The 25,204-nt window shown below is 40.6% G+C and carries 22 protein-coding genes; 17 read left to right on the top strand and 5 right to left on the bottom strand.

Annotated elements, in window-relative coordinates; translation table 11 throughout:
- Positions 1-173: 173 nt before the first annotated feature.
- The gene (locus G593_RS0111560) at positions 174-827 is read left to right on the top strand and encodes a YigZ family protein (RefSeq protein ID WP_005339736.1); all 654 of its coding nucleotides are present in this window, start codon (positions 174-176) and stop codon (positions 825-827) included.
- A gap of 326 nt (positions 828-1,153) precedes the next feature.
- Here the strand turns inward: G593_RS0111560 and hpf are convergent, their stop codons facing one another.
- The 3 genes from hpf to typA form a co-directional block, all read right to left on the bottom strand.
- Positions 1,154-1,687, bottom strand: a complete 534-nt coding sequence (gene hpf, locus G593_RS0111555) for a ribosome hibernation-promoting factor, HPF/YfiA family (RefSeq protein WP_005339737.1) — start codon at positions 1,685-1,687, stop codon at positions 1,154-1,156.
- 102 nt (positions 1,688-1,789) lie between these two features.
- Entirely contained in the window at positions 1,790-2,401 is a 612-nt protein-coding gene (locus tag G593_RS0111550) for a transporter associated domain-containing protein (protein WP_005339738.1), read from the bottom strand.
- A gap of 198 nt (positions 2,402-2,599) precedes the next feature.
- Positions 2,600-4,426 (bottom strand): translational GTPase TypA, encoded by a 1,827-nt coding sequence (gene typA / locus G593_RS0111545; protein ID WP_029731771.1) that lies wholly within the window; start codon positions 4,424-4,426, stop codon positions 2,600-2,602.
- 187 nt (positions 4,427-4,613) lie between these two features.
- On the opposite strand from typA, the gene G593_RS0111540 reads away from it, so the two are divergent.
- From G593_RS0111540 to G593_RS0111495, 10 genes are all read left to right on the top strand, one after another.
- On the top strand, positions 4,614-5,243 hold the full coding sequence (locus tag G593_RS0111540; RefSeq protein ID WP_005339739.1) for a single-stranded DNA-binding protein: 630 nt from the start codon (positions 4,614-4,616) through the stop codon (positions 5,241-5,243).
- 141 nt (positions 5,244-5,384) lie between these two features.
- Positions 5,385-6,281, top strand: coding sequence for a 4-hydroxy-tetrahydrodipicolinate synthase (gene dapA, locus G593_RS0111535; protein WP_005339740.1), 897 nt, complete (start codon positions 5,385-5,387; stop codon positions 6,279-6,281).
- A gap of 100 nt (positions 6,282-6,381) precedes the next feature.
- Positions 6,382-7,140 carry a 4-hydroxy-tetrahydrodipicolinate reductase gene (dapB, locus tag G593_RS0111530; protein ID WP_029731770.1) on the top strand — a complete coding sequence of 253 codons (759 nt, stop codon included), beginning with the start codon at positions 6,382-6,384 and terminating at the stop codon, positions 7,138-7,140.
- Positions 7,141-7,246: 106 nt separating this feature from the next.
- On the top strand, positions 7,247-9,199 hold the full coding sequence (locus G593_RS0111525; RefSeq protein WP_005339747.1) for a fructose-bisphosphatase class III: 1,953 nt from the start codon (positions 7,247-7,249) through the stop codon (positions 9,197-9,199).
- Between the two features lie 109 nt (positions 9,200-9,308).
- Positions 9,309-9,635 carry a hypothetical protein gene (locus tag G593_RS0111520; RefSeq protein ID WP_044994385.1) on the top strand — a complete coding sequence of 109 codons (327 nt, stop codon included), beginning with the start codon at positions 9,309-9,311 and terminating at the stop codon, positions 9,633-9,635.
- A 105-nt stretch (positions 9,636-9,740) separates the two neighbouring features.
- Complete coding sequence (hisA, locus tag G593_RS0111515) at positions 9,741-10,508, top strand: phosphoribosylformimino-5-aminoimidazole carboxamide ribotide isomerase (protein ID WP_029731768.1); 768 nt, start codon at positions 9,741-9,743, stop codon at positions 10,506-10,508.
- 174 nt (positions 10,509-10,682) lie between these two features.
- Positions 10,683-13,250 (top strand): preprotein translocase subunit SecA, encoded by a 2,568-nt coding sequence (secA, locus tag G593_RS0111510; RefSeq protein ID WP_005339750.1) that lies wholly within the window; start codon positions 10,683-10,685, stop codon positions 13,248-13,250.
- Between the two features lie 103 nt (positions 13,251-13,353).
- A protein-coding gene (prfB, locus tag G593_RS0111505) for a peptide chain release factor 2 (RefSeq protein WP_105308843.1) occupies positions 13,354-14,479 on the top strand; the annotation gives its coding sequence in 2 pieces (ribosomal slippage) (positions 13,354-13,428 and positions 13,430-14,479; 1,125 coding nt in all).
- Positions 14,476-15,696: a homoserine dehydrogenase gene (locus G593_RS0111500; protein ID WP_022279713.1), complete on the top strand. Its 1,221-nt coding sequence runs from the start codon at positions 14,476-14,478 to the stop codon at positions 15,694-15,696. The genes prfB and G593_RS0111500 overlap by 4 nt, the downstream gene beginning before the upstream one ends.
- Positions 15,697-15,711: 15 nt before the next feature.
- Positions 15,712-16,920, top strand: a complete 1,209-nt coding sequence (locus G593_RS0111495) for an aspartate kinase (RefSeq protein WP_005339755.1) — start codon at positions 15,712-15,714, stop codon at positions 16,918-16,920.
- A 24-nt stretch (positions 16,921-16,944) separates the two neighbouring features.
- On the opposite strand, the gene G593_RS0111490 is transcribed toward G593_RS0111495, so the two are convergent.
- Together G593_RS0111490 and G593_RS0111485 are read right to left on the bottom strand one after the other, a co-directional pair.
- Positions 16,945-17,352 (bottom strand): helix-turn-helix domain-containing protein, encoded by a 408-nt coding sequence (locus tag G593_RS0111490; protein WP_029731767.1) that lies wholly within the window; start codon positions 17,350-17,352, stop codon positions 16,945-16,947.
- Between the two features lie 141 nt (positions 17,353-17,493).
- Positions 17,494-17,937 carry a CYTH domain-containing protein gene (locus G593_RS0111485; RefSeq protein WP_029731766.1) on the bottom strand — a complete coding sequence of 148 codons (444 nt, stop codon included), beginning with the start codon at positions 17,935-17,937 and terminating at the stop codon, positions 17,494-17,496.
- Positions 17,938-18,043: 106 nt separating this feature from the next.
- Here G593_RS0111485 and G593_RS0111480 point away from each other — a divergent pair, with 106 nt between their 5' ends.
- From G593_RS0111480 to yihA, 6 genes are all read left to right on the top strand, one after another.
- Complete coding sequence (locus G593_RS0111480; protein ID WP_005331330.1) at positions 18,044-18,607, top strand: DJ-1 family glyoxalase III; 564 nt, start codon at positions 18,044-18,046, stop codon at positions 18,605-18,607.
- A 152-nt stretch (positions 18,608-18,759) separates the two neighbouring features.
- The gene (gene tig / locus G593_RS0111475) at positions 18,760-20,046 is read left to right on the top strand and encodes a trigger factor (RefSeq protein ID WP_029731764.1); all 1,287 of its coding nucleotides are present in this window, start codon (positions 18,760-18,762) and stop codon (positions 20,044-20,046) included.
- Between the two features lie 33 nt (positions 20,047-20,079).
- Positions 20,080-20,661 carry an ATP-dependent Clp endopeptidase proteolytic subunit ClpP gene (gene clpP / locus G593_RS0111470; RefSeq protein WP_005331327.1) on the top strand — a complete coding sequence of 194 codons (582 nt, stop codon included), beginning with the start codon at positions 20,080-20,082 and terminating at the stop codon, positions 20,659-20,661.
- A gap of 26 nt (positions 20,662-20,687) precedes the next feature.
- Positions 20,688-21,959, top strand: a complete 1,272-nt coding sequence (gene clpX, locus G593_RS0111465; RefSeq protein ID WP_005331326.1) for an ATP-dependent Clp protease ATP-binding subunit ClpX — start codon at positions 20,688-20,690, stop codon at positions 21,957-21,959.
- A gap of 63 nt (positions 21,960-22,022) precedes the next feature.
- A complete protein-coding gene (lon, locus tag G593_RS0111460; protein ID WP_029731762.1) occupies positions 22,023-24,368 on the top strand; it encodes an endopeptidase La in 2,346 nt (781 codons plus the stop codon).
- A gap of 1 nt (position 24,369) precedes the next feature.
- Positions 24,370-24,960: a ribosome biogenesis GTP-binding protein YihA/YsxC gene (gene yihA / locus G593_RS0111455; protein ID WP_005339770.1), complete on the top strand. Its 591-nt coding sequence runs from the start codon at positions 24,370-24,372 to the stop codon at positions 24,958-24,960.
- The last annotated feature ends 244 nt before the right edge of the window (positions 24,961-25,204 follow it).

The following is a 25,204-nucleotide window of genomic DNA, read 5'->3' as shown; positions in this document are numbered from 1 at the left end:
TTTATACCAGGTTATTATAGCAAATTAGCTATTTGAAATAAAGAAAAAAATGAAAACTTCATATTTTCTATGGAAAATCTTAAGAAGTTTGATATAGTAATGTGGTAGGAAGTAAAAAAAAGACTTCTTAAGCGTAATATGTATGAATGAAAAATCAAGGGAGTTATGTAAATATGTTGGAAAAATATAAAGTTGTGTATAAAGGTGGACAGGATGAAATTATAGAAAAAAAGTCCAGATTTATTGCGACAGTTGCTCCGGTAGAAAGCGAAGAAAAAGCACTTGCTTTTATAGAAGCAATGAAGAAAAAATATTGGGATGCGAGACATAACTGTTTTGCGTATGTCATCGGAGAGAGAGGACAGCTTGCAAGATGCAGTGATGACGGAGAACCTGGCGGCACTGCCGGAAAACCTATGCTGGATGTTCTTCTTGGGGAAGAAATCCGCAATATAGTAGTTGTTGTGACCCGCTACTTTGGAGGAACACTTCTTGGAACCGGAGGGCTTGTAAGAGCTTATTCTTCTTCTGCACAGGCGGGAATCCGTGCATCTGTAATTATAACCAGAATCCGGGGACTTAAACTGAATATTAAGACAGATTATAATGGTCTTGGAAAAGTGCAGTATATTTTGGGACAACGTGGAATCAAGCTGATTGATCGTATTTATACGGAAAATGTGGAATTAAGTGTTTTATTGCCTTTGGGAGAGGTAAAGACTGTGGAAGCAGAGATTACAGAAGGAACGAATGGAAGAGTAAAAATGGAAGAAGGCGATGAGTGCTGGTTCGCACAGATTGATGGGGAGCCGCAGATAGTGGCGTAAGAGCAAAGCTTCTGCGACGCTGCCTCTCGGCCATGGCAGTCGGCATATAGAAAAAAGCAACAAGCAAGAGCCTCGATGCCGCGACGCTGCCTCTCGGCCATGGCAGTCGGCATATAGAAAAAAGCAACAAGCAAGAGCCTCGATGCCGCGACGCTGCCTCTCGGCCATGGCAGTCGGCATATAGAAAAAAGCAACAAGCAAGAGCCTCGATGCCGCGACGCTGCCTCTCGGCCATGGCAGTCGCCATACATAAAAATAACAAGAACGACCGGAGAATGTAAACACTCTCCGGTCGTTCTTGTTATTTTTATGTCTTGCTTGTTGCTTTATGAGAATTCTGGTTCGATTAATCCGAAAGATCCATCTTTTCTCTTATATACTACGTTAACTTCTTCATTCTCAGCATTGAAGAATACAAAGAAGTTATGTCCAAGTAATTCCATCTGTACGCATGCGTCTTCAGGATACATTGGTTTGATTCCGAATCTTTTTGTGCGGACAATTTTTACTTCACCGTCTTCAATTGACTCTTCTGTCTCAAAAAGAGTCTTGCTGAAGTTGTTACCTTCCTGATTCTTTGCTACCAGTTTGTTTTTATATTTTCTGAGCTGACGCTCGATGACTTCTTCTACCAGGTCGATGGATACATACATATCGTCGCTTTCCTGCTCGGAACGAATGATGTTGCCTTTTACAGGGATTGTAACCTCAATCTTCTGATGTTCTTTCTGAACGCTGAGTGTTACATGAATCTCTGTGTCAGGTGTGAAGTAACGCTGTAATTTTCCTAATTTGCTCTCTACAGCATCTTTTAATCCTGGTGTTACGTCAATGTTCTTTCCAATAATAATGAATTTCATATTGTCCAACTCCTTTGCTACGTTTTTTCAGACGTTAATATCTGACAGTTGGTGGCCAGAACGGTAATCTATCTGATAGATATAGTATAGCACGTTTTGTTGTTAATGTATAGCACGTATTACTTCAATTCTTGAAATTTTTCCATCAGATTTTTTTGCGATGCGTAGACCGAAGCTTTTGAAGAAAACACAGGCTCCGATCTCGTTATTTATATTTTCTTTTTTTAACTGATCAAGCATCACCTCTTCCAGTGTATCGTTTTCTGAATACGGAAGGTCAATGGAAAGAAGCCTGGCAATATTTTTTGCTTTTGCAGATGCGTGGAAGATGTATTTGTCAGCATCATCAAAATTACAGAATAAGAATTTACGTGTGGCAAATAATACAGCGATTGCGCAGACACCGACAAGACTGCTCCAGATGGAAGAATGATCGATGATGATTTGTCTTGCAATTGCAAATAAGAGAACTTCGAAAACTGTCTGTGGGGAGTGAGAGTACATCATTTTAATAAGCTCGACACCGATGATCAGATTGAAGCAAGTTTCCAGAAGATCTTCGTAGTTAGGCCAGACATTTAAATCTGGAATTTTGTAAATCGCACCGGCTACACGCAGACACAATAAGATAATACCGGCGGTCAATATAAATGAAATAACAAATTCCAAAATATCAGACAGCCGTTTTAAAAATACAGATATAGATTCTTTCATATGTTTTTTGTCTCCTTGGGAATTAGTAATAAGTAAGTAGTAAAAATCTACGATATAGAGTATAAAGTATCGGAGTAGTCTTGCCAATATAGAATTTGGAAAGGATGTAGAAAATATGAAGAACACGGTCAAAAGATTCAAAAAACTGTCCGCAACAAAAATGTATACGGACAGCTTCAAGTCTTGAATAGTATTTTATTATTTCAGGTTGCTTCTTTTTCTCATCTTAGGATCCAGAATTTTCTTGCGGATTCTCAAATTGTCAGGTGTAACTTCCAGAAGCTCGTCAGTGTCGATAAAATCGATTGCCTGCTCCAGACTTAATACTCTCGGAGGTGTCAGGCGGAGAGCCTCATCTGCACTGGAAGAACGAGTGTTTGTAAGATGTTTTGTCTTGCAGACATTAATCTCGATATCATCTGTCTTTGCATTCTGTCCGATGACCATACCGGAGTAAACTTTTTCACCTGCGCCAATGAATAACTGCCCACGCTCCTGGGCAATATAAAGTCCGTAAGTTACAGATTCTCCAGTCTCAAATGCGATCAGAGATCCCTGTTTTCGATACTGAATATCACCTTTGTATGGTGCGTAGCCGTCAAATGCTGTGTTCATGATTCCATTTCCCTTTGTATCAGTCATGAAATCCCCACGGTATCCAATGAGTCCACGGGAAGGAATACGGAACTCAAGACGGGTATATCCGCCATTTCCGGCACCCATCGTCTGAAGTTCGCCTTTTCTCTGGCTCAGTTTCTCGATGACAACACCAGTAAATTCGTCTGGCATATCGATGTATGCAATCTCCATAGGCTCTAAGAGCTTACCATTTTCATCTTTCTTATAAAGAACTTCTGCCTTGCTGACAGCAAATTCGTATCCTTCACGTCTCATATTCTCAATAAGAACAGAAAGGTGAAGTTCGCCACGACCAGAAACTTTGAAAGAATCCATGTTCTCTGTATCTTCGACACGAAGGCTGACATCTGTATTCAGCTCACGCATCAGACGGTCACGCAGGTGACGGGAAGTCACAAATTTTCCTTCCTGTCCGGCAAATGGGCTGTCATTTACCATGAAGTCCATGGAAATCGTAGGCTCTGAAATCTTCTGGAACGGAATGGCTACCGGATTTTCAGGAGAGCAGAGTGTATCTCCGATGGAAATGTCGGAAATACCAGAAATTGCTACAATGGAACCGATGGTTGCTTCTTTTACTTCTACTTTTTTCAGACCATCGAATTCGTAGAGCTTACTGATTTTAACTTTCTGCTGTTTGTCCGGATCATGATGGTTGACAACAACCATATCCTGGTTCACTGCGATCGTACCGTTATCTACTTTACCAACACCGATACGTCCTACATACTCATTGTAATCAATTGTACTGATAAGAACCTGAGTCGGAGCTTCCGGGTCGCCTTCCGGTGCAGGAATATAGTCTAAGATTGTATCAAACAGTGGTTTCATATCTTTCATGTCATCTGTCAGCTCTAAAGCAGCAACACCAGCTTTTGCAGAAGCATATACGAACGGACAGTCAAGCTGTTCATCCGATGCACCAAGATCAATGAGAAGTTCCAGAACTTCATCGATAACAGACTCAGCTCTTGCTTCTGGCCGATCGATTTTGTTGATGCATACAATAACAGGAAGTTTTAATTCCATTGCTTTTCTGAGAACGAACTTTGTCTGTGGCATAGCACCTTCAAATGCATCAACTACGAGAATAACTCCGTTTACCATTTTAAGGACACGTTCTACTTCGCCGCCGAAATCAGCATGTCCAGGTGTGTCAATGATATTAATCTTCACCCCGTTATAAGTAACGGCAGTATTTTTAGAAAGAATAGTGATTCCACGTTCTCTTTCAATATCGTTGGAATCCATGACACGTTCCTCAACGGCCTGATTTTCACGGAATACGCCGCTTTGCTTTAATAATTCATCTACCAGTGTCGTTTTACCGTGGTCAACATGGGCGATAATTGCGATATTTCTTACATCTTCGCGTTTTGTCTTCATTTTATAACATCCTTTTCTTTGAATCTTCACTTGTAAACACTTCTAATTTAATATATACAACTTTATTAGTCTACCACATTTTTGAAATTTTACAAGAGTTAAAAAAGTTGTTCTAAATTCTGTACTTTAAGCATAGATTATTAAAGACCATAGGAAATACGTTTTAGAGGAAGGAGAACTTAAAATTATGTCAGATAAGATTATTGAAAATAACCAGGTGACGATTATGGGAGAGATTGCTTCAGATTTTACTTTCAGCCATGAGGTATTCGGGGAAGGATTTTATATGGTAGAGGTAAAGGTGAAGCGTCTGAGCAACTCGGAAGACCGGATTCCACTGATGATTTCGGAGCGTCTGATTGATGTGACAAGAGATTATACAGGTGAGTATATTATGGTGAATGGTCAGTTCCGGTCTTATAACAGACATGAAGAGCAAAAAAATCGGCTTGTATTATCTGTATTTGTAAGAGAGTTGGAGTTTATTGATGAAGAACTGGATGGAGCGAAGACGAATAGCATTTTCCTGGACGGCTATATCTGTAAACTTCCGGTCTATCGGAAAACTCCACTTGGGAGAGAAATCGCTGACCTTTTGCTGGCGGTGAACAGACCATATGGAAAATCAGATTACATACCATGTATCTGCTGGGGAAGAAATGCGAGATATGCTTCTGCATTTGAAGTAGGAGAGCATGTGCAGATCATAGGCAGAATACAGAGTCGTACTTATATAAAGAAGTTATCGGATACGCTGACGGAAGAGAGAACCGCGTATGAGGTATCTGTAAGTAAACTGGAATGTGTGGAAATATAAAAAATGGGTAGGTCAGAATGTTCGCAACTTGTTTAGAAGTATAGTCTTTCATTGACATCCCTTGATAATGATGCTAGAATTTCAATTAATAATGAATCATGACAGAAAATTTAAAACGCATGAAAAGTCAGGAGGAGTACGATGGCTATATTTACTGGAGCTGGAGTGGCAATTGTCACACCATTTAATGATGATGGAGAAAGAAGTATTAATTATGATAAGTTAGATGCACTGCTTGATTACCACTGCAATAATGGAACAGATTGTATTGTAATCTGTGGAACAACTGGCGAGTCTGCAACAATGACAGAAGAAGAACATATGCAGTGCGTAAAGTTTGCAATTGACAGAGTGAAAGGCAGAATCCCAGTTATTGCAGGTACAGGTTCTAATTGTACACGTACAGCAATTGATATGTCTAAGGAGGCAGCAGATTATGGTGCAGACGGATTACTTCTTGTTACACCTTATTATAATAAGGCCACACAGGCAGGACTGATCGCACATTATGGAGCTGTAGCAAAAGAAGCGAAGGCACCCATTATTATGTATAGTGTTGCAAGCAGAACAGGTTGTAATATTGAGCCGGCTACTGTGGCAGAACTTGTAAAGAATGTTGACAATATTGTAGGTGTAAAAGAGGCATCTGGAAATATTTCCCAGGTTGCAAAGATCATGTCTCTGACAGATGGTAACATTGATCTGTACTCAGGAAATGATGATCAAATCGTACCATTACTTTCTCTGGGAGCAAAGGGAGTGATCTCGGTTCTTTCTAATGTAGCTCCAAAGGAGACGCATGATATCTGTGCGAAGTTTTTTGAGGGAGATATGAAAGGAAGTCTGGACCTTCAGTTAAAAGCAATTCCGCTTATTGAGAAGCTTTTCTGTGAAGTAAATCCGATTCCTGTTAAGAAAGCAATGGAACTTATGGGAAAAGACTGCGGACCGCTTCGCATGCCATTAACTGAACTTTCACCAGAACACACAAAAGCACTGGCACAGGCCATGAAGGGTTTTGGAATTGAACTGGCATAGAGATTTTTAAGAATGGCAGCAGGAATGATAATTACAGATAAAAGGATATCCCGGGTGATATCCTTTTCTGTCATGTAAAAAGACAAGGAGGAAAAATATTATGGTACGTGCGATTATGCATGGCTGCAATGGCAAGATGGGACGTGCGATCACTACACTTGCAAAAGAAGATGCAGAGGTAGAGATTGTGGCAGGAGTGGATGTATATACGGAAGTTGTAAATGAATATCCAGTGTTCGAAAGTATCGAAAAGTGTGATGTAGAAGCAGATGTTGTGATTGATTTTTCAAATGCAAAGGCAGTAGACGGACTTTTGGATTATTGCGTAGAAAAACAGATTCCTGTTGTTCTTTGCACAACAGGACTTTCAGAGGAACAGCTTCAGGAGGTAGAAGAAGCATCCAAGAAGGTAGCAGTTCTTCGTTCTGCCAATATGTCACTTGGAATCAATCTTTTGATGCAGCTTTTGAAAGAGGCGACAAAAGTACTGTCTCCGGCAGGTTATGATATTGAAATTGTTGAGAAGCATCACAACCAGAAATTGGATGCCCCAAGTGGAACTGCAATCGCTCTTGCAGATTCTATCAATGAGGCGGCAGATGGACAGTACGAGTATGTCTATGACAGAAGTCAGGTCAGAAAGAAACGTGATAAAAAAGAACTTGGAATATCAGCCGTGCGCGGAGGTACAATTGTTGGGGAACATGAAGTACTCTTTGCAGGAATAGATGAAGTGATTGAGTTCAAACATACAGCATACTCCAGAACTGTATTTGGAAAAGGTGCTGTAGAGGCTGCAAAATTCCTTGCTGGAAAAGAGGCAGGAAAATACGATATGTCAGACGTAGTATTAAAATAATATTACGAGGAATCTTGGGGCAGATTGCAGGAGTGCAAAGCACAAAGCAATCCGTAAATATTATAGTTAGTTGGAAAAAACAACCATATTATATAAAGGAGAGGTTATGAAAGATTTAGAAGCACGTTATTTGGAGAGACTTTCTCAACTGTATCCGACCATTGCTAAGGCATCAACAGAGATTATTAACTTACAGGCAATTTTAAATTTGCCAAAAGGTACGGAACATTTTCTTACGGATATCCATGGGGAATATGAAGCATTTTCCCATGTTCTTAAGAATGGATCGGGAGCAGTTCGTAGAAAAATTGACGAAGTCTTCGGAAATACTATGAGTAGTAAGGATAAGAAGACCCTTGCTACTCTTATTTATTATCCAAGAGAGAAGATGGAGCTCATTAAGAAAAAAGAAGAAAATATGGAGGACTGGTATAAGATTACGTTGTATCGTCTGATTGAAATCTGCAAGCGGACTTCAAGTAAGTATTCCAGATCTAAAGTCAGAAAAGCCCTGCCTCCGGAATTTGCTTATGTCATTGAGGAATTGATTACAGAGAAAGCAGATGTTCTGGATAAGGAGTCCTATTATAATTCTATTGTAGATACGATCATCCGGATCAAACGTTCCGAAGAGTTTATTGTGGCTTTGAGTGAATTGATCCAGAGACTTACTGTAGATCATCTGCATATTGTAGGAGATATTTATGATCGTGGGCCAGGACCACATATTATTATGGACAAGCTGATGGGTTATCATTCTATGGATATCCAATGGGGAAATCATGACGTACTCTGGATGGGGGCGGCAGCAGGACAACAGGGCTGTGTTGCAAATGTTGTCCGCATCTGTGCAAGATATGCAAATCTGGAGATTTTGGAGGATGGCTATGGAATTAACCTCCTGCCGCTTGCTACATTTGCACTGAACACATATCGGGATGATCCATGCAGCTGCTTTGAACTGAAGGATGATCCGGACTATGACCCCAGTGAAACAATGCTGAACATGAAGATGCATAAGGCGATTTCTATTATCCAGTTTAAGATAGAAGGACAGATTATCAAAAAAAATCCTGGATTTAAGCTGGAACACCGAAATCTTTTGCATCTGATTGATTATGAAAATGGTTTGATCGAGTTGGATGGAAAAACATATGAACTTCTGGATAAAAACTTCCCGACGATCGATCCAAAACGGCCATATGCATTGACAGAAGCCGAAGAAGAGGTGCTGGATCGTCTGACACAGGCATTTGTCAACTGCGAAAAATTACAGAGCCATATGCATTTTCTTTTAAGTAAAGGTGGATTATACAAAGTATACAATAACAACTTGTTGTATCACGGGTGTATTCCGCTGAATGAAGATGGAAGTTTTAAGTCAGTAAAAATATACGGGCGTTCTTACAAAGGAAAGGCACTTTATGAGGTGCTGGAAAGCTATGTGAGAAAGGGATTTTATGCCATTGACGAGAAGGAACGAAAGCGTGGGAAGGATATGATGTGGTATATCTGGCTCAGTGAGAATTCACCGCTGTTCGGTAAGGACAAGATGGCAACGTTTGAGCGATATTTCCTGGCAGAAAAAGAGACACATAAGGAGAAAAAGAATCCTTATTATGATTTTTTGGAAAATGATAAGGTGGTCGACCGTATTTTGAAAGAATTCGGACTAGAGCATTCCTTTAGTCATATCATCAATGGTCATATGCCGGTAAAATCCAAGAATGGAGAAAATCCGATGAAATGTGGAGGCAAAGTATTTGTTATCGACGGAGGATTTTCAAGAGCATATCAGAAACAGACCGGAATTGCAGGCTATACGCTGATCTATAATTCTTATGGTATGATTTTAAGTGCCCATGAGCCGTTTGAATCGAAAGAATCAGCAATTGAAAATGAAACAGATATTCATTCTGATACCATTGTGACAGAAATTGTATCAAAGCGCCAGTCTGTTTTAGACACGGATGTGGGAAAAGAACTGGTAGAACAGATCCATGATCTGGAATTTCTCCTGGAGGCATACAGAAGCGGACGCATTGCAGAACGACTGTAAAATAATGTCAATCTCTAAAAAGGTATAGAAAACTGTAAAATGCAGATATTACTATCAGCAAGTGAAGTATTTGCATGTAGCATTCTATACGGAAAAGGAGACGAAAATTATGAAACGGTTAAAAAAGTTATTGTTGATTATGATGTGTGTTGGTATTTTGGTTTCAGTTACTGCCTGTGCAGGAAATTCAAATGATAATGGAGCAGGGCAGAATGATGTGGTGAATGACAATGGCGCGAATGACACACAGACTGGTGATAGTGCCATGGACAAAATCGGTGACGGCCTGGAAGATGGAATTAACGATGTCGGAAAAGGCGTAGGCGATGTAGTCGATGATCTGGATGGTGATGGACGGTCGGATAACCAGAAAAACACAAACAATAACACAGTGAATGATGCGACGACTGGTAATGACAATGTGAACGACAGATAAGAAAAGAATGTAAGATAAGAAGACAAGGTCACATTTTTCGGGGATAAATGGATTTGTCCCTGTGAGAGTGTGGCTTTTCTTTTAGATAAGGGAAGGAGTTTTTTCATGCATTTCAGACCTTGTATAGACATACATAATGGAAAAGTCAAACAAATTGTAGGCGCAAGTCTTACTGATCAGGGAAATCAGGCAAAGGAAAATTTCACGGCCTCTGAAAATGCGGATTATTATGCAAAAATGTATCAGAAAGACGGACTTATAGGGGGACATGTGATACTTTTAAATCCGGTATCTTCAGAATATTATAGAGAAACGAAAGCACAGGCAATACTGGCACTTGGCGCATATCCAAAAGGACTTCAGGTGGGCGGTGGAATCCATGCCGAAAATGCAGAAGAGTTTCTGGAGGCAGGGGCAAGCCATGTGATCGTAACATCTTATGTGTTCCGCGACGGGAAGATAAATTGGGAAAATATGGAAAAACTTAAACATGCGGTGGGAAAAGAAAATGTTGTCATTGATTTGAGCTGCAGGAAAAAAGAAGACGGTTATTATATAGTGACAGACCGCTGGCAGAAGTTTACGGATGTAAAACTGACACAGGAAGTTTTAAGGGAAATTGCCGGATATTGCGATGAATATCTGGTGCATGGTGTAGATGTAGAAGGAAAATCAGCCGGAATTGATGAAGAGCTGGCAAAAATTCTTGGAGAGTTCGATATGATACCAGTGACTTATGCAGGAGGAATCGCAAGTCTTGAGGACATTGAACATTTTAGAAAAAAGACAGGTGGAAAAGTGGATTTTACAATAGGAAGTGCGCTGGATCTTTTTGGAGGACATCTTCCATATGAGCAGATTAAAAAATATTAGTATAGAATTTATGCAGCTTAGTTCGCAACAAGAATGCGAGAGAATTCTTGAATGATGAGAAAATATTTTAAGTGTGAACAGTTTGAAAACACTTTGTAAATTGGTTGAATTGCATTCTTGATAGTGATAGAATGGATACTGAGTAAATTTACGGACAAGGAGTAATGTATAGATATGGGCTTATTGCAAAAAATTTTTGGAACACATAGTGAAAATGAGTTAAAGCGTATCTATCCCATTGTAGATGAGATTGAAGCGTTGGGGCCGCAGATGGAGCAGCTTTCCGACGAGGAGCTTAAGAATAAGACACAGGAATTTAAGAGCCGTCTGAAAGACACAGAGACACTGGATGATATTCTGCCAGAGGCGTTTGCAGTTGTGCGTGAGGCGGCAGGACGTACACTTGGCATGAAGCATTACAGAGTACAGTTGATCGGAGGAATTATTCTTCATCAGGGACGTATTTCTGAGATGAAGACTGGTGAAGGTAAGACACTGGTTTCTACACTTCCGGCTTATTTGAATGCATTGACCGGTGAGGGGGTGCATATTGTAACAGTCAACGACTATCTGGCAAAGCGTGATGCTGAGTGGATGGGACAGGTTCATGAGTTCCTGGGACTGACTGTCGGAGTTGTATTGAATAGCATGGATAATGATGAGAGACGTGCTGCATACAATTGCGATATTACTTATGTAACGAACAACGAACTCGGATTTGATTATCTGAGAGATAACATGGTTATTTATAAAGAGCAGCTCGTTCAGCGTGGACTGAAATATGCTATCATCGATGAGGTCGATTCCGTATTGATTGATGAGGCGAGAACACCACTGATCATTTCCGGTCAGAGTGATAAATCTACCAAGCTATATGAAGCATGCGATATTCTTGCGCGTCAGTTGGAAAAAGGCGAGGCGAGTGGTGAATTCAGTAAGATGAATGCCATTATGGGCGAGGATATTGAAGAGACTGGTGATTTTATCGTTAATGAAAAAGAGAAGAATATCAACCTGACAGAAGATGGGGTAAAGAAAGTTGAAAAGTTCTTTCATATTGAGAACCTGGCTGATCCGGAAAACCTGGAAATCCAGCATAATATTATCCTTGCACTGCGTGCACATAATCTGATGTTCCGTGACCAGGATTATGTTGTAAAAGACGATGAAGTACTCATCGTTGACGAGTTTACCGGACGTATTATGCCGGGACGCCGTTATTCTGACGGACTTCATCAGGCAATCGAAGCAAAAGAGCATGTGAAGGTTAAGAGAGAAAGTAAGACACTGGCAACCATTACTTTCCAGAACTTGTTTAACAAATTTGAGAAGAAAGCCGGTATGACAGGTACGGCTCTTACTGAGGAGAAGGAGTTCCGTGAGATTTATGGAATGGATGTAATTGAGATTCCAACCAATCGTCCGGTTGCGAGAAAAGACTTGGAAGATGCCGTATACAAGACAAAGAAGGAAAAATTCAAAGCAGTATGTGATGAAATTGAGAAAGCACATTCAAATCATCAGCCAGTGCTTGTTGGTACAATTACAATTGAGACTTCTGAACTTTTAAGCGGCATGCTCAAACGAAGAGGAATTAAGCATAATGTATTGAATGCTAAGTATCATGAACTGGAGGCTGAGATCGTGGCGCAGGCAGGTATTCACGATGCTGTCACAATCGCAACGAATATGGCCGGTCGTGGTACAGATATCAAGCTGGATGATGAGTCAAGAGAAGCCGGTGGATTAAAGATCATCGGTACTGAGCGTCACGAATCCAGACGTATTGATAACCAGTTACGTGGCCGTTCCGGACGTCAGGGAGATCCGGGAGAATCTAGATTCTACATTTCTCTGGAAGATGACCTAATGAGACTGTTCGGTTCTGAGAGACTGATGCAGGTGTTTGAGACGCTTGGAGTAGAAGAAGGTGAGCAGATCGAGCATAAGATGCTTTCCAGTGCGATTGAGAAAGCTCAGCAGAAGATTGAGAGCAATAACTTTGCAATTCGTAAGAATCTGTTAGAGTACGACCAGGTTATGAATGAGCAGAGAGAAATCATCTACGAAGAGAGAAGACGTGTGCTGGATGGCGAGAATATGCGTGATTCCATCTTCCATATGATTAACGATTACATTGAGAATACTGTAGATGCTGAAGTTTCAGTCGATCAGGACTATGAGGACTGGGATCTGATTGAATTGAACCGTGTAATAGGAGCGGTCATTCCGATGGCACCGGTGACACCGGATGATGTCAAAGGCATGGGACAGAAAGAGCTGAAGCATCTGTTAAAAGAGCGCGCAGCAAAAGCATATGAAGCAAAAGAAGCAGAGTTTCCGGAGCCAGAGCATATCCGTGAGCTGGAACGTGTCGTGCTTTTAAAAGTTATTGATGCAAAATGGATGGATCATATTGACGATATGGATCAGCTCCGTCAGGGAATCGGTCTTCAGGCTTACGGTAACCGTGATCCGAAGATTGAGTATAAGATGCTTGGATATGATATGTTCGGCGAGATGACTCAGGCAATTACAGAGACAACAGTCAGAACTTTGATGCATGTAAGAATCGAGCAGAAAGCTGAGCGCGAGCAGGTCGCAAAAGTAACTGGAACCAATAAAGATGACACAGCTCTTCGTGAGCCGAAGAAGCGGGAAAGCAAGAAAATCTATCCAAATGACCCTTGCCCATGTGGAAGTGGTAAGAAGTACAAACAGTGCTGTGGAAGAAATAAATAACAGACAGATCGAAAAAGGGATGAATCTCCCGTTGCGAAAAGTGACGGGAGAGATGTCGTTATGCAGTAAGTTAAAAACATAAAAAAGAAAGAGGTGAGGCAGTGTGATTGAATTAGAACAGTATAAGGGAATTATGAACTCCTATGAAGAACCTCTTGCCGAAATGAGGGATTCACTTTGACATTTCCGGCAAAGAGAACAGGGTTGAGGAACTGGAACGTAAGATAGAAGAACCGGGATTCTGGGATGCGCCGGAAGAATCACAAAAAATCATGAAAGAATTAAAAGATCTTCAGGAACATTTGAAAGTGATCCATGCATTATATTCGGAGTATGATGATATCTGTACACTGATTGAGATGGTTGATGAAGAGGAAGACCGCTCGATGGTGAAGGAAATTGAAAAGGATATTGCTCATTTTGAGGAAGATTTTGAAAAACTCAGAATTGAGACATTGTTATCTGGAGAATATGATTCCTGCAATGCGATTATGACATTACATGCCGGAACAGGCGGAACGGAGGCATGTGACTGGGTGAACATGCTGTACCGTATGTATACCAGGTGGTTTCAGACAAAAGGATTTTCGGTTCAGGTACTGGACTATCTGGATGGAGATATTACCGGAATAAAAAATATTACATTTGAAGTAGTTGGAGACAATGCCTATGGCTATCTGAAATCAGAAAAAGGTGTACATCGGCTTGTAAGAATTTCGCCATTTAATTCAGCGGGAAAAAGACAGACTTCTTTTGCTTCCTGCGATGTGGTGCCGGATATTGAAGAAGACATTGATATTGATATTTTAGATGATGATCTGAAAATTGATACCTATCGTGCAAGCGGGGCTGGTGGACAACATGTCAATAAGACATCTTCTGCAATCCGAATCACGCATTTGCCGACAGGAATTGTAGTTCAATGCCAGAATGAAAGATCACAGCATCATAATAAAGAAAAAGCTATGCAGATGTTGAAGGCAAAATTAAAGCTGCTGCAGGAGCAGGAACAGGCAGAAAAAGTATCAGATATCCGGGGAGAAGTAAAAGACATCGGATTCGGTAATCAGATAAGGTCCTATGTTATGCAGCCATACACGTTGGTAAAAGACCACAGAACGAATGTGGAAAATGGCAATGTTACGGCGGTTCTTGACGGAGATCTTGATATGTTTATAAACGCCTATTTAAAATATGTATCAGGCGGTGAAAAGGGAGGAACGGTATGATAAATATAGCAGTGATGGGGTATGGTACAGTTGGTTCAGGTGTTGTGGAAGTTATTGATACCAATGGTGAGCGCATTGCCCAGAGAATCGGGGATGCACTGAATGTAAAATATGTGTTGGACATCAGGGATTTTCCAGAAGATCCGATACAGGAAAAAGTAATTCATGATTTTGAGACAATTATCTCTGATGATGAGATCCAGATCGTTGTGGAAGTCATGGGAGGAATCGAGCCAGCGTATACCTTTGTGAAAAGAAGCCTTCTTGCCGGAAAATGTGTCGTAACTTCCAATAAGGCACTTGTGGCAAAGCACGGTGCAGAATTGCTTTCTATTGCAAAAGAAAAGAACATAAATTTTCTGTTTGAGGCGAGTGTAGGCGGTGGTATTCCGATTATCCGTCCGCTTAATTCTTCACTGACAGCAGATGAGATTGAAGAAATTACCGGAATCCTCAATGGCACGACGAATTATATGTTGACGAAGATGTTCTATGAAGGAGCAGATTATGCTTCTGTATTAAAGGAAGCACAGGATAACGGATATGCAGAGCGAAATCCGGAGGCAGATGTAGAAGGATACGATGCCTGCAGAAAGATTGCAATTTTGTCATCTCTGATTTCCGGTCAGCAGGTAGATTTTGAAGATATTTACTGTGAAGGAATTACAAAGATTACAGTAGAAGATATGAGATATGCAAAGGCTATGGGAACTACAATCAAGCTTTTGGCTTCCAGCAAGACACATGCCGGAAGACTTGGCGCGATGGTCGCACCTTGCATGCTTTATCCGGATCACCCGCTTTACAATGTAAATGGTGTTTTCAATGCAATTTTCGTTCATGGAAATGTCTTGGGAGATGCGATGTTCTATGGAAGCGGGGCAGGAAAACTTCCAACGGCAAGTGCTGTTGTATCCGATGTAGTGGAAGCGGCCAAGAACCTGAACCGCAATGTGATGACTATGTGGAAAGAAGAGAAACTCCGTCTGGAAGATAAATCTTCCATGAAGAGACGATTCTTTATCCGTATGAAAGGGAACGTGGAGGAGAAGATTGAAGATATCCGTTATTCCTTTGGGGATGTTGAAATCGTGAAGGTTGACGGTCTGGACGGAGAGTTTGGATTTGTGACTCCGATCATGATGGAAGGTGATTATGATACAAGAGCGAAGAGTTATGAAGACCAGATTCTTCATATGATCCGTATTGAAGATTAGGGAAAGGGAGAAACTATGCTGATCGTTAAAAAATTTGGCGGGACTTCTGTTGCCAATAAAGAACGAATATTTAATGTGGCAAGACGCTGCATTGAAGACTATAAAGCAGGGCATGATGTGGTAGTCGTGCTTTCTGCGATGGGAGATACAACAGATGAGCTGATTGAACTTGCAAATTCCATCAACCCAGATGCAAAGAAGCGTGAGTTAGATATGCTTTTGACAACAGGCGAACAAGTGTCAGTATCATTGATGGCTATGGCTATGCAGGCACTGGATGTGCCAGCGGTATCTCTAAATGCATTCCAGGTTGCGATGCATGCAACATCACGTTATGGAAATGCAAGATTTAAACGTGTAGATACTAAGCGTATCAGACATGAACTGGATTCCAGAAAGATTGTGATCGTAACAGGATTCCAGGGTGTGAATAAGTATGACGATATTACAACACTTGGACGAGGTGGTTCAGACACAACTGCAGTTGCGCTTGCTGCGGTACTTCATGCAGACAAATGTGAGATTTATACAGATGTTGATGGAGTCTTTACAGCTGATCCGAGAATTGTAAAGAATGCAAAAAAATTAGATTTTATTACTTATGATGAGATGCTGGAGCTGGCGAGCCTTGGAGCGAAAGTACTTCACAACCGTTCAGTCGAGATGGCAAAAAAATACAATGTAGAGCTGGTAGTCAGATCTAGTCTCAATCAGACAGAAGGAACCGTAGTAGGGGAGGGAACAGGAATGGAAAAACTGTTAGTAACAGGAGTTGCAGCAGATAAAAATACAGCAAGAATCTCTGTAATCGGAGTAGAAGACAAACCAGGGACAGCTTTTAGTGTATTTGATACATTGGCAGCCAATAACATTAATGTAGATATTATTTTACAGTCTGTAGGACGCGAGGGGACAAAAGATATTTCCTTTACTGTTGCTTCGGATGATCTTGAACATGCGTTAGAAGTTTTGGATAAGAATAAAGAAAGACTTACGATTAAGGATATTACATACAACAAAGATGTGGCAAAATTATCTGTTGTAGGAGCAGGAATGATGAGCAATCCGGGAGTTGCATCCAGAATGTTCGAGGCGCTGTACAATTCCAGAGTCAATATCAACATGATTTCAACATCAGAAATTCGTATTACAGTACTCGTAGCTGAGAAAGATATTGATAAAGCTATGAATGCAGTACATGATGAATTTGTCATGGAAGAATAACAGATGAGATCTCTTCCCAATCTGTTATTCTTCCCGATTATTTGAATTTGCAAGAAAGCCGGTAATAATCTGTCTCACTTCGTCAGAAGCAGCACGAAAAAGAAGTAAAAGCTTTAGCTCTTCATCGGAGAGATAGATGATATTATCGGATTTTTTGCATTTAATATACGGAATTTCGCCCTCGGAAATTCTATCGGGCTGCATGGAATACAGAGGAATCTTGTAGCCGTTACAGAATAAAAGTTCATCAATGGTAATATGATAAAAGTCAGCAATTGATTTGAGTAATTCCAGATCAGGGGTGCGTGTGCCACGCTCGTAATTGGAATATGTCTGACGAGAAATATTCAGATATCTGCTAAATTCATCCTGCTTAAGATTACTTCGCTCACGCAGAATACGAAGATTCTCGGTCAATTGGATATTGGCCATTGATGTTTCCTCCATTGAATCAAAAATATGTTTACATCATAACAATTTGTTCAATAAATAAAAGAATATGCGCCGAAATGTGGCAAAATAAGAAAAAGCAACAATATGTTGCTTTTAAATAAAATTAACAATATAATCAGACTATTTTAAACTAAGAGTACTGTTGTGATATTCGCTGGAGAATGTAACATCTGTTCCAAACCATTCTGGTGGTGTGAAAGAGAGTGCCGAAGCTTCATCTGGAAATTCTACTTCAGCCAGAAGCAGTGGAGCCAAATCGTCTTCAAAGATATCTAATTCAATAGTTAGAGAATCATTGAGTGGAATCATATAACGTTTTTTTCTGATGAGACGTCCGTCAATCTTTGTGAGCAGATGCTGATATGAAGCTTCATCAAGTGGCAGATTATATTCTTCTCTTGCCATGAGACCTTTTGATTTATAAGTGAGTTCATGTTTATTATTGTCCTTCCGGATACGAATAACCGGATCCGTGTTCAGATAGGCCTGTTCGATGTGACGACAGGGATAATCCTGATAATCTTCCGGAAGAGTATCAATAAGATATTTGCGTTCTATTTCCATATTATAATACCTCCATGGCATAATCATAATTCAGTTTACACAAAAAGTAAACAGTGTTACTATTAAGAAAATGAGTCAAGAAAAATAAGAAAAGGAGAGATCCGTTATGAAATTTAGTATGAAAAAAGTAACTGTATTATTAGCAGATGGATTTGAAGAGATTGAGGCTCTGACGGTAGTAGATCTGCTTCGAAGAGCAAAAGTGTATGTGGATACAGTGTCAATTACAGATGATTATACAGTGCGCGGAGCACATGGAATACCTGTGCAGACAGAGGATCTGATCACAGAGATTGATTTTAAAGAATCCGATATGATCGTGCTTCCGGGTGGAATGCCGGGAACAACAAATCTGAAAGAAGATGAGAATGTCAGAAAGGCAGTTCAAGAAGCATATGACGACGGAAGATATGTGGCAGCAATTTGTGCGGCACCGACAATTCTCGCAGATATGGGACTTTTAAAAGGAAAGAGAGCGACTTGCTATCCAGACATGGAAAGTGAGATTGAAGATGCATATCTGACCGGAGCACCAGTAGCAACTGACGAAAATATCATTACAAGTCAGGGAGTTGGAACTGCAATTGATTTTGCACTGAAACTGATCGAAGTGCTTATCAGCGAGGAAAAAGCAGTAGAAATTGCAGATTCTATTGTATATCAGAGATAATTTATGAAAACCTTATAAAAAAACGCAATATCCGTAAAATCGAACTGGATATTTGGAAATGTTTGTGATATACTTCTTGAGTGAATGCAATGTAATATGCCCTTTTGCGGATTGCCCATGCAAGGGGGATAGAAATAGGAGGAAAAGGGTAGATGAGTTTACAGGTAGAAAAATTAGAAAAAAATATGGCGAAACTCACAATCGAAGTTTCTGCTGATGAATTAGAAAAAGCACTTCAGAACGCATACAAGAAACAGAAAAATAAAATCAGTATGCCAGGATTCCGTAAAGGAAAAGTTCCGCGTCAGATGGTTGAGAAGATGTATGGAGCAGATGTATTCTATGAAGATGCAGCGAATGCTCTGATTCCACAGGCTTACTCAGAGGCTTACGATGAGTGTGATCTTCAGATTGTATCTCAGCCGGAGATTGATATTACACAGATCGAGAAAGGAAAACCGTTCATCTTCACAGCACTTGTTGCTACAAGACCGGAGGTTACTCTTGGAGAGTACAAAGGACTTGAGGTAGATAAAGTATCTACACGCGTAACACAGAAAGAAGTTGACGCTAAGATTCAGGAAGAGGCTGGAAAGAACGCAAGAACAGTTGCAGTAGAAGGACGTCCGGTTAAAGACGGAGATGAAGTTGTTCTTGATTTTGAAGGATTTGTTGACGGAGAAGCATTCGAGGGCGGAAAAGGAGAGAACTATTCTCTTACAATTGGTTCCGGAACATTTATTCCAGGATTCGAGGATCAGCTTATCGGAGTAGAGGCAGAGAAAGAAGTAGAAGTTAAAGTTACATTCCCGGAGGAGTATCACGCAGAGAACCTTCAGGGAAAAGATGCTGTATTCAAATGTACAGTACATGAGATCAAAGAGAAAGAGCTTCCGGAGATTGATGATGAATTCGCAGCAGAAGTATCTGAGTTTGATACATTAGATGAGTACAAGGCTGATGTAAAAGCTAAGATTAAAGAAGAAAAAGCTAAAGAAGGAAAAGCAAAAAAAGAAGATCAGGTAATCGCAAAAGCTATCGAGAATGCAACAATGGAGATTCCTGAACTTATGATCAAGACACAGGCGCGCCAGCAGATGGATAATTTTGCTCAGAATCTGATGTCACAGGGACTGACAATGGAGCAGTATGCACAGTTCACAGGAATGACAGCAGACAAGATGATGGAGCAGATGCTTCCATCAGCAGAGAAGAACATTAAGACACGTCTTGTTCTCGAGGCAATTGCAAAAGCTGAGAATATTGAGATTTCTGACGAGAAGATTGATGAGAAGTTAGCTGAGATGGCTAAGTCTTACGATATGGAAGTTGAAAAACTTAAAGATCTTGTAGGAGAGGCTGAGAAACAGCAGATGAAAGACGATATGGCTGTTCAGGAAGCAATTGATTTCCTTGTTGAGAACGCTGTAGAGAAATAATAAGTCACTGAAATATAACAGGGAGGCATATGTATGAGTTTAGTACCTTATGTCATTGAACAGACAAGCAGAGGAGAGCGTTCCTATGATATCTATTCAAGATTATTAAAGGACAGAATTATATTTTTTGGAGAAGAAGTTACAGATGCATCAGCGAGTGTAGCAATCGCGCAGCTTCTTTTCCTGGAAGCAGAGGATCCGGAAAAGGATATTCATCTGTACATTAACAGTCCGGGCGGATCTGTATCTGCAGGTCTGGCAATTTATGATACTATGCAGTATATCAAATGTGATATTGAGACAATCTGTATCGGTATGGCAGCAAGCATGGGATCATTCCTTCTGGCCGGAGGTACAAAAGGAAAGAGACTTGCCCTTCCAAATTCCGAGATTATGATTCATCAGCCATCTGGAGGAGCTCAGGGTCAGGCAACTGAAATTCAGATTGCAGCAGAGCATATCCTGAAGACTCGTGAGAGATTGAACCGGATTCTTGCAGAGAATACAGGACAGCCGCTGGAGGTCATTAGCAGAGAGACTGACAGAGATAATTTTATGTCCGCTGAGGAAGCCAAAGCATTTGGATTAATCGATGAAGTAATTACAAGACGATAGGGAACAGATATGTTCCCTATTCTTTAATGAGGTGTAGAATATTGGGAAGAAATGATGATCAGATAAGGTGTTCATTTTGTAATAAGTCACAGGCTCAGGTGAAAAAATTGATTGCAGGACCGAATGATACTTATATCTGTGATGAATGTGTGGAAGTATGCTCTGAGATTATAGAAGAAGAGATGGCATATGATGAGAATGATTCCTGGACTCCGTTTTCAGATATCAATCTTTTGAAACCGGAAGAGATCAAGGAATTTCTTGATGATTATGTGATTGGACAGGATGAGGCAAAAAAGGTTCTTTCTGTTGCTGTATATAATCACTACAAGCGTATTATGGCACAGAGAGATCTCGGCGTCGAATTGAATAAGAGTAATATACTGATGCTGGGTCCGACAGGGTGTGGTAAGACACTTCTTGCCCAGTCACTTGCAAAAATTCTGAATGTTCCATTTGCAATAGCTGATGCAACAGCTCTTACTGAGGCAGGATATGTAGGAGAAGATGTGGAAAATATTCTTCTAAAACTGATTCAGGCTGCAGATTATGATATTGAACGTGCAGAGTATGGTATTATCTATCTTGATGAGATCGATAAGATTACAAGAAAATCTGAGAACCCGTCAATTACAAGAGATGTATCTGGAGAAGGTGTTCAGCAGGCACTTCTTAAGATTGTAGAAGGCACGGTTGCAAATGTTCCTCCACAGGGTGGAAGAAAGCATCCACATCAGGAATTGATACAGATAGATACAACGAATATTTTATTTATCTGTGGCGGTGCATTTGAAGGAATTGATAAGATTATTGAGAAACGTATTGATCAGAAATCTATCGGATTTAATGCAGAAATTGCAGAGAAGCATGAAGATGATGTAGATAAATTGTTAGCTCAGGTGCTGCCACAGGATCTTGTGAAATTTGGATTGATTCCGGAACTGGTAGGGCGTGTACCAGTTACAGTATCTCTTGAGATGCTGGATCATGATGCTTTGATCCGTATCTTGACAGAGCCAAAGAATGCAATCGTAAAGCAGTATCAAAAACTTTTGGAACTAGATGGAGTGAAATTAGTATTTGACGATTCTGCATTAAACGAGATTGCAGATATATCATTGAAAAGAAAGACCGGAGCCAGAGGACTTCGGGCAATCATGGAAAACACAATGATGGATATTATGTATCGCGCACCGTCCGATGAGACACTGAAAACGTGCCGGATCACCGGTGACGTGGTGACGGGAAAAGCAAAACCAGAGTGTGAACACACTTCTGTGAATACACAAAGCGCATAATGAAAGAGGCGGGTACGAGTAAAATTGTTCCCGTCTCATTTTTGAATTATAGGAGTAAACAGTATGGAAAATGAGTTGATGAGTCTGCCGATGGTGGCACTTCGTGGACTTGCAGTGCTGCCAGAGCAGGTGACACATTTTGATGTGAGCCGTGAAAAATCTGTGCAGGCAATCACACAGGCCATGAAAAAAGATCAGAAAATATTTCTTGTAATGCAGAAGGAAGTTGAAGTGGAAGAGCCAAAGGAGTCAGATCTTTACAGAATTGGCTGTGTTGCAACTGTAAAACAGATTGTAAAGCTTCCGGGAAATATGAAACGTGTTCTAGTATTGGGAGAGCAGCGTGCAGGTCTTTCCTGGATTGAATCTGAAGAACCTTATGTTCAGGCCGCGGTAAAAATATTGCCGGATTTCTGCAAACCGGAAGACCGGGAACTGTTGGAAAATCCAATCAATGAAGAAGGAATGGTACGTGGACTTCGTGAACTGTTCAGGGATTATATGTCAAAAAATCCAAAGCTTGCAAAAGAACTCGCCATGATGATCGAAGAGATAAAATCGCTGCGCGTCATGGTCGATACAATTGCTGCCAATCTTCCAATGGATTATGAAGATACCCAAAAAGTTCTGGAAGAGCAGGATATTCTTCAGAGATATGAAGACATTTCTCTTCGTGTGGTCAATGAGATGCGCGTACTCAGTGTGAAAGAGGAACTTCAGAAAAAGGTAAAAGAGCGTGTAGATAAGAATCAGAGAGAATATATCTTAAGAGAAGAGATGAAACTGATTCGTGAGGAACTAGGGGAAGATACACTTCAGACAGATGCGGAGGAATTCGAACAGGCAGTGAAAGATTTAGATGCATCTTGTGAAGTGAAAGAAAAATTAGCAAAAGAAATCAAAAGATTTAAAAGCCAGATGGCAAGCCCGGCAGAGTCTGGTGTTGTAAGAACTTATATTGAAACGATGCTTGAGATGCCGTGGAATAAGAGATGTGAGGAGAATCTTGATATCAAAGCTGCGAAAGAAAAGCTTGATGAAGAACATTATGGTCTGGAAAAGGTAAAAGATCGTATACTGGAATTTCTGGCAGTTAGAATCCTCACAAGTAAAGGACAGACTCCGATTCTTTGCCTTGCAGGTCCCCCGGGAACCGGTAAGACCTCTATTGCAAGATCACTTGCAGAAGCGCTTGGAAGACCTTATGTCCGCATTTCTCTTGGTGGTGTGCGTGATGAGGCTGAGATCCGGGGACATCGCAAGACTTACGTAGGCGCAATGCCTGGAAGAATTGCGACAGCACTTCGAAATGCAAAAGTAAAGAATCCACTGATGCTTTTAGACGAAATTGATAAAGTTAGTAATGACTATAAAGGAGATACATTTTCTGCACTTCTGGAAGTACTGGACAGTGAACAGAATGACAAGTTCCGTGATCATTATCTGGAAGTTCCAATCGATTTGTCGGAAGTACTGTTTGTTACGACAGCTAATACATTACAAACAATTCCAAGACCACTTCTTGACCGTATGGAAGTAATCGAGATCAACAGTTATACAGAAAATGAGAAAATTCATATTGCCCAGAGACATTTGATTCCAAAGCAGTTAAAAAGTCATGGACTTTCAGAGGAACAACTTTCAATCAGTAAGAAAGCACTTCAAAAAATTGCGACCGTGTATACAAGGGAAGCGGGAGTTCGTCAATTGGAAAGGAAAATTGGAGGCATCTGCAGAAAGTCAGCCAGAGAGATTCTAGAAGATAATAAGAAATGTATTAAAGTTACAGAACGTAATCTGGAGCATTATCTAGGCAAAGAGATTTACCAGTTCCAGAAGGCAAATGAACAGGATGAAGTCGGAATTGTCCGAGGACTTGCATGGACCAGTGTCGGAGGGGATACACTTCAGATTGAGGTTAATGTGATGCCGGGGGAGGGTGAGATCCTTCTGACTGGTCAGCTTGGCGATGTAATGAAAGAATCTGCAAGAGCCGGGATCAGTTATATACGTTCTGTCAGCAAAGAACATGGTATTGATGAGAAATTTTTTAAAGAACATGATATACATATCCATATTCCGGAAGGAGCAGTACCAAAAGATGGACCGTCTGCAGGTATTACAATGGCAACGGCGATATTCTCAGCTGCGACAGGAAGAAAGGTACGTGCGGATGTGGCTATGACCGGTGAGATTACACTAAGAGGAAGGGTGCTTCCAATCGGTGGATTAAAAGAAAAACTTTTGGCAGCAAAAAATGCCGGGATCCGGATGATTCTGATTCCTAAAGAAAATGAGGGGGATATTGAAGAAATGTCTTCAGAGATCACAAAGGGTCTTAAGATAGTCAGTGTATCTCATATGGATGAAGTGCTTGATTATGCACTTTCTAAAGAACAGGAGGGATAAGATGGTCATTAAAAATGTAAATCTTGAAACAGTATGTGGAATTACAAGTGTTCTGCCAAAGAATACAAAACCGGAGATCGCATTTGCGGGAAAATCAAATGTAGGAAAATCATCGCTGATTAATGCGTTGATGAACCGGAAATCTTATGCAAGAATTTCAGCGACTCCGGGTAAGACACAGACGATTAATTATTATAGTATTAATGATGAAATGTATCTTGTTGACCTTCCGGGTTATGGATACGCAAAAGTGTCTGAACAGGAAAAAATTAAATGGGGACAGTTGATTGAACGTTATCTTCATAGTTCTGCACAATTGAAAGCAGTATTCCTGCTGATTGATATCAGGCATGCACCATCTGAAAATGACAGAATAATGTATCAGTGGATTGTTGATCAGGGATTTCATCCAATCATTATAGCAACGAAACTCGACAAGATTAAAAGAAGTCAGGTGCAGAAGCAGATGAAAGTGCTAAGAGAAGGGCTGAAATTGATTCCAGGGACAACGATCATTCCATTTTCTTCTCAGACTAAGCAAGGAAGAGATGAAATCTGGGATATGGTAGAAAATCAATTTCTAAATCAATAATCACTAGGATATTCCTTTTTACAGATGCTTATGATATAATATACAAAGATGTTGTCTGCCTGTGAGTAAAGTGCCAGATGACAGAAATGATCGAAACAGATCATACAGTTCAAGAATGCCTCGGCATTCTTGCTGCGAGGCGCGCGTCATGCGCTTGCATGACATACTTCTACTGCGCACCTCCGCAATCCTGCCGGAGGCTATATCAGCTGGGGGATTGACTCCTACCACTGATACCAGCTTG

It is taken from the genome of Dorea sp. AGR2135, from assembly GCF_000420885.1.
Taxonomy (GTDB): domain Bacteria; phylum Bacillota; class Clostridia; order Lachnospirales; family Lachnospiraceae; genus Dorea; species Dorea formicigenerans.
Note: the sequence above shows the minus strand (reverse complement) of the source record. Positions and strands in the feature narration are given on the sequence as shown.

Excerpts from the sequence above, each read along its gene's own strand:
- G593_RS0111500 (WP_022279713.1), top strand. The coding sequence starts at position 14,476 with ATGATAAATATAGCAGTGATGGGGTATGGTACAGTTGGTTCAGGTGTT.
- hisA (WP_029731768.1), top strand. The coding sequence starts at position 9,741 with ATGCATTTCAGACCTTGTATAGACATACATAATGGAAAAGTCAAACAA.
- typA (WP_029731771.1), bottom strand. The coding sequence starts at position 4,426 with ATGAAGACAAAACGCGAAGATGTAAGAAATATCGCAATTATCGCCCAT.
- tig (WP_029731764.1), top strand. The coding sequence starts at position 18,760 with ATGAGTTTACAGGTAGAAAAATTAGAAAAAAATATGGCGAAACTCACA.
- G593_RS0111480 (WP_005331330.1), top strand. The coding sequence starts at position 18,044 with ATGAAATTTAGTATGAAAAAAGTAACTGTATTATTAGCAGATGGATTT.
- yihA (WP_005339770.1), top strand. The coding sequence starts at position 24,370 with ATGGTCATTAAAAATGTAAATCTTGAAACAGTATGTGGAATTACAAGT.
- G593_RS0111485 (WP_029731766.1), bottom strand. The coding sequence starts at position 17,937 with ATGGAAATAGAACGCAAATATCTTATTGATACTCTTCCGGAAGATTAT.
- G593_RS0111520 (WP_044994385.1), top strand. The coding sequence starts at position 9,309 with ATGAAACGGTTAAAAAAGTTATTGTTGATTATGATGTGTGTTGGTATT.
- clpX (WP_005331326.1), top strand. The coding sequence starts at position 20,688 with ATGAGGTGTAGAATATTGGGAAGAAATGATGATCAGATAAGGTGTTCA.
- G593_RS0111495 (WP_005339755.1), top strand. The coding sequence starts at position 15,712 with ATGCTGATCGTTAAAAAATTTGGCGGGACTTCTGTTGCCAATAAAGAA.
- dapB (WP_029731770.1), top strand. The coding sequence starts at position 6,382 with ATGGTACGTGCGATTATGCATGGCTGCAATGGCAAGATGGGACGTGCG.
- hpf (WP_005339737.1), bottom strand. The coding sequence starts at position 1,687 with ATGAAATTCATTATTATTGGAAAGAACATTGACGTAACACCAGGATTA.
- lon (WP_029731762.1), top strand. The coding sequence starts at position 22,023 with ATGGAAAATGAGTTGATGAGTCTGCCGATGGTGGCACTTCGTGGACTT.
- G593_RS0111490 (WP_029731767.1), bottom strand. The coding sequence starts at position 17,352 with ATGGCCAATATCCAATTGACCGAGAATCTTCGTATTCTGCGTGAGCGA.
- G593_RS0111525 (WP_005339747.1), top strand. The coding sequence starts at position 7,247 with ATGAAAGATTTAGAAGCACGTTATTTGGAGAGACTTTCTCAACTGTAT.
- secA (WP_005339750.1), top strand. The coding sequence starts at position 10,683 with ATGGGCTTATTGCAAAAAATTTTTGGAACACATAGTGAAAATGAGTTA.
- clpP (WP_005331327.1), top strand. The coding sequence starts at position 20,080 with ATGAGTTTAGTACCTTATGTCATTGAACAGACAAGCAGAGGAGAGCGT.
- G593_RS0111540 (WP_005339739.1), top strand. The coding sequence starts at position 4,614 with ATGTCAGATAAGATTATTGAAAATAACCAGGTGACGATTATGGGAGAG.
- G593_RS0111560 (WP_005339736.1), top strand. The coding sequence starts at position 174 with ATGTTGGAAAAATATAAAGTTGTGTATAAAGGTGGACAGGATGAAATT.
- G593_RS0111550 (WP_005339738.1), bottom strand. The coding sequence starts at position 2,401 with ATGAAAGAATCTATATCTGTATTTTTAAAACGGCTGTCTGATATTTTG.
- dapA (WP_005339740.1), top strand. The coding sequence starts at position 5,385 with ATGGCTATATTTACTGGAGCTGGAGTGGCAATTGTCACACCATTTAAT.